The 6,574-nt window shown below is 69.0% G+C and carries 5 protein-coding genes and 1 tRNA gene; 2 read left to right on the top strand and 4 right to left on the bottom strand.

The window, feature by feature from the left end; all coding sequences use genetic code 11:
- Positions 1-69: 69 nt before the first annotated feature.
- Positions 70-146 (top strand) — tRNA-Met (locus MFF01_RS10330).
- Positions 147-595: 449 nt separating this feature from the next.
- Here the strand turns inward: MFF01_RS10330 and guaA are convergent.
- Together guaA and MFF01_RS10320 are read right to left on the bottom strand one after the other, a co-directional pair.
- Positions 596-2,152 carry a glutamine-hydrolyzing GMP synthase gene (gene guaA / locus MFF01_RS10325; RefSeq protein WP_238224818.1) on the bottom strand — a complete coding sequence of 519 codons (1,557 nt, stop codon included), beginning with the start codon at positions 2,150-2,152 and terminating at the stop codon, positions 596-598.
- A gap of 160 nt (positions 2,153-2,312) precedes the next feature.
- On the bottom strand, positions 2,313-3,620 hold the full coding sequence (locus tag MFF01_RS10320; RefSeq protein WP_238224850.1) for an RsmB/NOP family class I SAM-dependent RNA methyltransferase: 1,308 nt from the start codon (positions 3,618-3,620) through the stop codon (positions 2,313-2,315).
- A gap of 149 nt (positions 3,621-3,769) precedes the next feature.
- Here MFF01_RS10320 and MFF01_RS10315 point away from each other — a divergent pair, with 149 nt between their 5' ends.
- Positions 3,770-3,934, top strand: coding sequence for a hypothetical protein (locus tag MFF01_RS10315; protein WP_238224817.1), 165 nt, complete (start codon positions 3,770-3,772; stop codon positions 3,932-3,934).
- 121 nt (positions 3,935-4,055) lie between these two features.
- Here MFF01_RS10315 and panE read toward each other — a convergent pair whose 3' ends face one another.
- Together panE and guaB are read right to left on the bottom strand one after the other, a co-directional pair.
- Positions 4,056-4,991: a 2-dehydropantoate 2-reductase gene (gene panE / locus MFF01_RS10310; RefSeq protein ID WP_238224815.1), complete on the bottom strand. Its 936-nt coding sequence runs from the start codon at positions 4,989-4,991 to the stop codon at positions 4,056-4,058.
- 26 nt (positions 4,992-5,017) lie between these two features.
- A complete protein-coding gene (gene guaB / locus MFF01_RS10305; RefSeq protein WP_238224814.1) occupies positions 5,018-6,511 on the bottom strand; it encodes an IMP dehydrogenase in 1,494 nt (497 codons plus the stop codon).
- Positions 6,512-6,574 lie beyond the last annotated feature (63 nt).

Here is a 6,574-nt window from a genome sequence, read left to right as displayed (position 1 = left end):
GACCTGCACAGCACATCATAACCATCCCCTCAAAACGATCCCCCTTTGCCTAAACGGCAAACACCCTGGCGCGGGGTGGAGCAGCCCGGTAGCTCGTCAGGCTCATAACCTGAAGGTCACAGGTTCAAATCCTGTCCCCGCAACCAAATCAACGATCTCGAAAGCCCTTACCGTCTCGGTGGGGGCTTTCGGCGTTTCAGGGCTGGTCATGGACGAAGATCTGCCGGCTGAGAAACCACGGATCGATCCCCGCGAGGGGAGGGGGCTTTGCGCGGGCAACGTCGGACCCGAGAGTGCTGGCCGTCGCTCATGTTACGAGCGGACCGAGGTCGGTAAAAGGACGAGACAGTCACATTCGGCTTCGCCATCGCTTTCACGCGGAAGGCGTGTCGCAGTCCGCTCCAACCGAGGCCTCGGATTCTGCGCGTCCTGCGGTTCTGAATCCCGGGTCCCGCTTCGCGGGCCCGGGATGACGGGGGGGCGGGCCGATCACGTGGACACCATCCGCTCGGGCAAACAGAAGGGCCGGCCCGACATGTCGGAACCGGCCCTTCGCAAGCAATACCTTCGAGGACGCTGCGTCAGCGCCGACGCCTCACTCCCACTCGATGGTGCCGGGGGGCTTCGAGGTGATGTCGTAGGTCACGCGGTTGATGCCCTTGACCTCGTTAATGATGCGGGTCGCGACCCGGCCGAGGAAGGCCATGTCGAAGGGGTAGAAATCCGCCGTCATGCCGTCGACGGAGGTGACGGCCCGCAGGGCACAGACGTGGTCGTAGGTCCGCCCGTCGCCCATCACGCCCACGGTCTTCACCGGCAGGATCACCGCGAAAGCCTGCCAAATGGTGTCGTAGAGACCCGCCTTACGGATCTCGTCGAGGTAGATTGCATCGGCCTTGCGCAAGGCATCGAGCTTCTCGCCCGTGATGGTGCCGGGGCAGCGGATGGCGAGGCCTGGACCCGGGAAAGGATGACGGCCGACGAAGGCCTCCGGCAGGCCGAGTTCCTTGCCGAGCACCCGCACCTCGTCCTTGAATAATTCCCGCAGGGGCTCGACGAGCTGCATGTTCATGCGCTCGGGCAGGCCGCCGACATTGTGGTGGCTCTTGATGGTGACCGAGGGACCGCCCGTGAACGACACGCTCTCGATCACGTCGGGATAGAGGGTGCCCTGCGCCAGGAACTTGGCGCCACCGATCTTCTTCGCCTCGGCGTCGAACACGTCGATGAACAGGCGACCGATGGTCTTGCGCTTGATCTCCGGGTCGCTGACGCCCTCGAGTTCGCCGAGGAACAACTCCTGGGCCTGAACGTGCACGAGGGGGATGTTGTAGTGATCCCGGAACAGGCGCACGACCTCGTCGGCCTCACCCATGCGCAGGAGGCCGTGATCCACGAACACGCAAGTGAGCTGATCGCCGATGGCTTCGTGAATCAGGACCGCCGCCACGGAGGAATCGACACCGCCCGACAGGCCGCAGATCACCTTCTCGGCGCCGACCTGCTCGCGGATCTTCGCAATGGCCTCCTCGCGGTAGGCCCCCATGGTCCAGTCGCCGGTACAGCCGGCGATGTCGCGCACGAAGTTGCGGATGAGCAGGGCGCCGTGCGGGGTGTGGGCGACCTCCGGGTGGAATTGCACCGCGTAGTAGTGCCGCGATTCGTCGGCCACCGCCGCGAACGGCGCGTTCGGCGACATGGCCACGGTGGTGAAGCCGTCGGGAAGCTTCGTGACCCGGTCGCCGTGGCTCATCCACACCGGGTAGTGCTCGCCCACATGCCAGACGCCCTTGAACAGGGGACAGTCCGACAGGATCTCGATCTCGGCGCGCCCGAACTCGGCGTGATGCCCGGCCTCGACCTCGCCCCCGAGCTGGGCCGCCATGGTCTGCTGACCGTAGCAGATGCCGAAAACGGGAACGCCCGAATCGAACACGATCTGGGGGGTCCGCGGCGAGGCATCCGTGGTGACCGATTCGGGGCCGCCCGAGAGGATGACGCCCTTGGGGCGGCTCTCGGTGAAGGCTTCGGCCGCCTTCGTGAAGGGGACGATCTCGCAATAGACGCCCTCTTCGCGCACACGCCGCGCGATGAGTTGCGTCACCTGGGAGCCGAAATCGACGATGAGGATCTTGTCGTGGTCGGTATTCATGGAACCGGAGTTAGACGACGCATCGGCGCGGTGCAACGGAGTGTCCGCCCCGCCGGCCCCGATCGGCTGGGGATGCGGCGGATGTCTCCCCTGAAACCCCCGTCTTGCCATGGCTCTCGGACCGCGAGCCGTCCGAGACCGAACGTTTCATGACACCGGCTCAACTGCCCGACCGGCGCTCCAGGGTGGCGACGTAGAATCCATCCGTTCCGGTCAGGGCCGGGCTCATCTGCAGGCCGTGATCGGTGAAGCGCACGAAGGGCGCGAGATCGGGTTTGGCCGCAGCCACAACCTCGGTGGCCGGAATCACCCGGAAGGCTTCGCCCGTTCGGCTGAGGAAGCCCGCGATGGCAGCGTCGTTCTCGTCGGGGATCAGGGAGCAGGTGACGTAGGTGATGCGCCCGCCCGGCCGGGCCAAGGCGCCGGCCCGGTCGAGGACCGCCGCCTGTTCGTTGACGCGCGCGGCGAGGGCGCCGGGACGCATGCGCCACTTGGCGTCGGGGTTGCGGCGCCAGGTGCCCGATCCCGTGCAGGGGGCATCCACCAGCACGCGGTCGGCCGTGCCGTCGAGGTCGCCGAGGACGTCGGTGCGGGCGCGGCCGCCCCGGGGTGTCCGAACCTCGGCCTGGGCCCCGGCCCGGCGCAGGCGCTCGTGGATGGGAGCGAGCCGGCGCGGATCGTCGTCGCTCGCGACCAGGCGGCCCTCGTTGTTCATCATCGCGGCGAGGCTCAGGGTCTTGCCGCCGCCCCCGGCGCAGAGGTCGACGATGGTCTCGCCGGGGCGCGCCCCGGACAGGAGGCTCGCGAGCTGCGAGCCCTCGTCCTGAATCTCGTACCAGCCGTCCAAGAATTCGGGCTCGACATGGAGCGCCGGGCCGCGGCCGTCCTCGCCGATGGGGATGCGCAGGCCGTTGGGGGCATGCGGCGTCGCCTTGGGCGCGAGATGATTCAACTCGCCCATGGCCGCTTCGCGGCTGTGCTTGAGCGTGTTGATCCGGATGTCGAGGGGTGCCCGGCGTCCCAGGGCCCGGGCCTCGTCGAGGAGGGCGGGGCCGAAGGTTTTCGCGAGGGCGGGCAGCACCCATTCGGGCACGTCGCCGGCGACATGGTCGGGGGCGTCCGCCAGCGTCGCGTCGGCGAGACGGGAGCGCTCGTACTCGGACAGGGGCTCCGGCGCGAAGCGCTCGCCCGAGAACAGGCCCGCGATGGTGGGGGCGGCAAGGCCGTACTGAAGGCGCAGCATGCCGGCCACGAGGGCGCGGGGGCTGTCCTCGTCCATGATCCAGGCGGCCGAGGCGCGCCGGCGCAGGGCATCGTACACGAGGCTGGCGATGGCCGCGCGGTCGCCGGAGCCGGCAAAGCGGTGGGCGAGGCCCCAATCCTTGAGGGCATCGGCGGCGGGGCGGCGGCGCGCGGCGATGTCGGCGAGGACTTCGATGGCGGCTGAAAGGCGGGCGGGGGGCGTCAGGGTCGGAATCCTTACGGTTGCGGCCGGCGCCGCGATACGGCCACGCTTGGGCCGGGGCAGGGTCACAAGTCGGTCGAGCTTTCGGCGGGATGTCGCGTCAGAACGAAGGCGGGGCCGACTTGTCCGGCGCCCGGAGCTTAGAGAACCCCATGCCCTCCGTCATCCATCTCGGCCTAGCCGGCCTCATGATGCTGTTTGTCGCCGCCTGCGCGACGGCGCCGGCGGCCGTCGATCCAACCCCGCCGCCGCGTCGCCCGGACGCGAAGACGCAGCTCGAATACGGCAACCCGCCGCCGCCCGGCCCGCGCTACTGAGTTCGGCTTCGAAGGGCTTGGCCCTTCGCGGGTCCAGGGCAGAGCCCTGGGGTCTTCGTCGGGCTCTGCCCGACACCCGCCGAAGGGATGATCCCTTCGGAAACCCGGATTTCAGCAGGACCTATGCACTTTCGCGGGCGCGACGGGTCTCGTAGGCTTTGAGGTGCGTCAGAAGGCGGTCGAGCATCGGGTGCCCGGCCGCGCCGGGTGCCCGCGCGATGAGATCGCCGATGATCTGGTCGGCCTCGATCCGGGCGCCGTTCTCGATGTCGCGCAGCATCGAGGCGGTGAAACCGGAGCCCTCCGCCGTCAGGGTGGCGCGGGTGCGGGCCAAGAATTTCTCACGCGGCGCATGGCCGGACGCTTCCGCGATGCCCCGGCATTCCTCCAGCAGGGCCTCGATGAACGCCCGGCCGCCCGGCGCCGCGACGATGTCGCCGATGGTGGCCCGCATAAGGCAGGTCGATCCGGCGAGGGTCGCGAGAAACGTCCACTTCTCCCACATCTCCAGCAGCATGGTCCGGCTGAGGCGCGGCTCGAAGGTGGCGCCCTGCATCAGGGCGTCGATGGCCTCGATGCGCGGCGACAGGCTGCCGTCGCGCTCTCCGTAGGTGAGCGTGTGCAGGTCGTTCATCTGGTGGACGGTGCCGTCCGCCCCGAGGGTGGCCGCGATGGCGCAGGTGCCGCCGAGCACGCGGTCCGCGCCGAACCGGGCGTCGAGGACATCGAGATGGCGCAGGCCGTTGAGCACGGGCAGGATCGCCGTGTTCGGCCCGATGGCGGGGGCGACATCGGTCAGCGCCCCCTCGAGGTCGTAGGCCTTGCAGCTCAGGAACACGAGGTCGAAGGGCTCGGCCGCGTCGAGCCCCGTCGCCGTGACGGTCTTCGGGGCTGGGATCGTGAGGTCGCCGTGCGGGCTCTTCACCCGCAGGCCCGACGCCGCGAGCTTGTCCGCGCGGGCCGGGCGCACGAGGAAGGTCACGTCCCGGCCGATCTCGGCGAGACGGGCCCCAAAGTATCCACCGGTGGCACCGGCGCCGACGACGAGCACGCGCATGGGACGATCCTTGTTGTCCGGCGCCGTCACGCCCGGCCGGGGTAGTTCGGGCTCTCGCGGGTGATGGTCACGTCGTGGACGTGGCTCTCGCGCAGGCCCGCGTTGGTGATGCGGACGAACTGCGCCTTCTCTTGGAATTCGGGGATGGTCGGGGCGCCGACATACCCCATGGCGGCCCGCAGCCCGCCGGCGAGCTGGTGCAGGACCGCCGCGACCGGGCCCTTGTACGGCACCTGCCCCTCGATGCCCTCGGGCACGAGCTTGTGGGTGTCGTTGACCTCGGCCTGGAAGTAGCGGTCGGCCGAGCCGCGGGCCATGGCGCCGACCGAGCCCATGCCCCGGTAGCTCTTGTAGGAGCGGCCCTGGTGCAGGAACACCTCGCCGGGCGCCTCGTCGGTACCGGCGAGCAGTGAGCCCAGCATGGCGACGGAGGCACCCGCCGCGATGGCCTTGGCGAGGTCGCCCGAATACTTGATGCCGCCATCGGCGATCACCGGCACGTCGGCCCGGTCGGCGGCCTCCACGGCCTCCATCAGGGCGGTGAGCTGCGGGACGCCTACACCCGCCACGATGCGTGTGGTGCAGATGGAGCCCGGTCCGATGCCGACCTTGATGGCGTCGGCGCCCGCATCGATGAGGGCCTGGGCACCGTCGCGGGTGGCGACGTTGCCGGCCACGATCTGGACGGTGTTGGAGAGCTGCTTCACCCGGCGCACGGCGTCGAGGACCTTGATCGAGTGTCCGTGGGCGGTGTCGACCACCACCACGTCGCAGCCGGCGTCGATGAGGCGCTCCGCCCGCTCGAAGCCGCCGTCGCCCGTGGTGGTGGCGGCAGCGACCCGCAGGCGGCCCTGCTCGTCCTTGACGGCGCCCGGATACGCGACCTGCTTCTCGATGTCCTTGACGGTGATGAGGCCGATGCAGCGGTAATGGTCGTCGACCACGAGAAGCTTCTCGATGCGGAACTGGTGCAGGAGGCGCTTGGCCTCGTCCTGATTCACGCCTTCGCGGACCGTGATGAGCCGATCGCGGGTCATGAGCTCGGCCACCGTCTCGCCCGGATTGGTGGCGAAGCGCACGTCACGGTTGGTGAGGATGCCGACGAGCTTGCCGCGCGATCCGTTGGGGCCGCGCTCCACCACCGGGATGCCGGAGATGCGGTTGCGCTTCATCAGCGCGAAGGCATCGGCCAGGGTCTCGTCGGGGTGGATGGTGATGGGGTTGAGCACCATGCCCGACTCGTACTTCTTGACGAGGCGGACCTGCTCGGCCTGCTCCTCGGGCTCGAGGTTGCGGTGGATGACGCCCATGCCGCCGTTCTGCGCCATGGCGATGGCCATGGGCGCTTCCGTCACGGTGTCCATGGCAGAGGCCAAGATCGGCAGGTTGAGATGGATGGTGCGGGTGAGGCGGCTCGCGACGCTCACCTCCGTCGGCATCACCGAGGACGCGGCGGGGCGCAGGAGGACGTCGTCGAAGGTCAGGCCCTCGATGATGGAATCTGCAGTGATGCGCGCCATGAACCAACTCCCAAACGGGCCTGAGACGCCGTTCCGGCGTCATCGAGTTGGCACGGGCCAGTA

The organism is Methylobacterium adhaesivum, from assembly GCF_022179065.1.
Lineage (GTDB): Bacteria > Pseudomonadota > Alphaproteobacteria > Rhizobiales > Beijerinckiaceae > Methylobacterium > Methylobacterium adhaesivum.
Note: the sequence above shows the minus strand (reverse complement) of the source record. Positions and strands in the feature narration are given on the sequence as shown.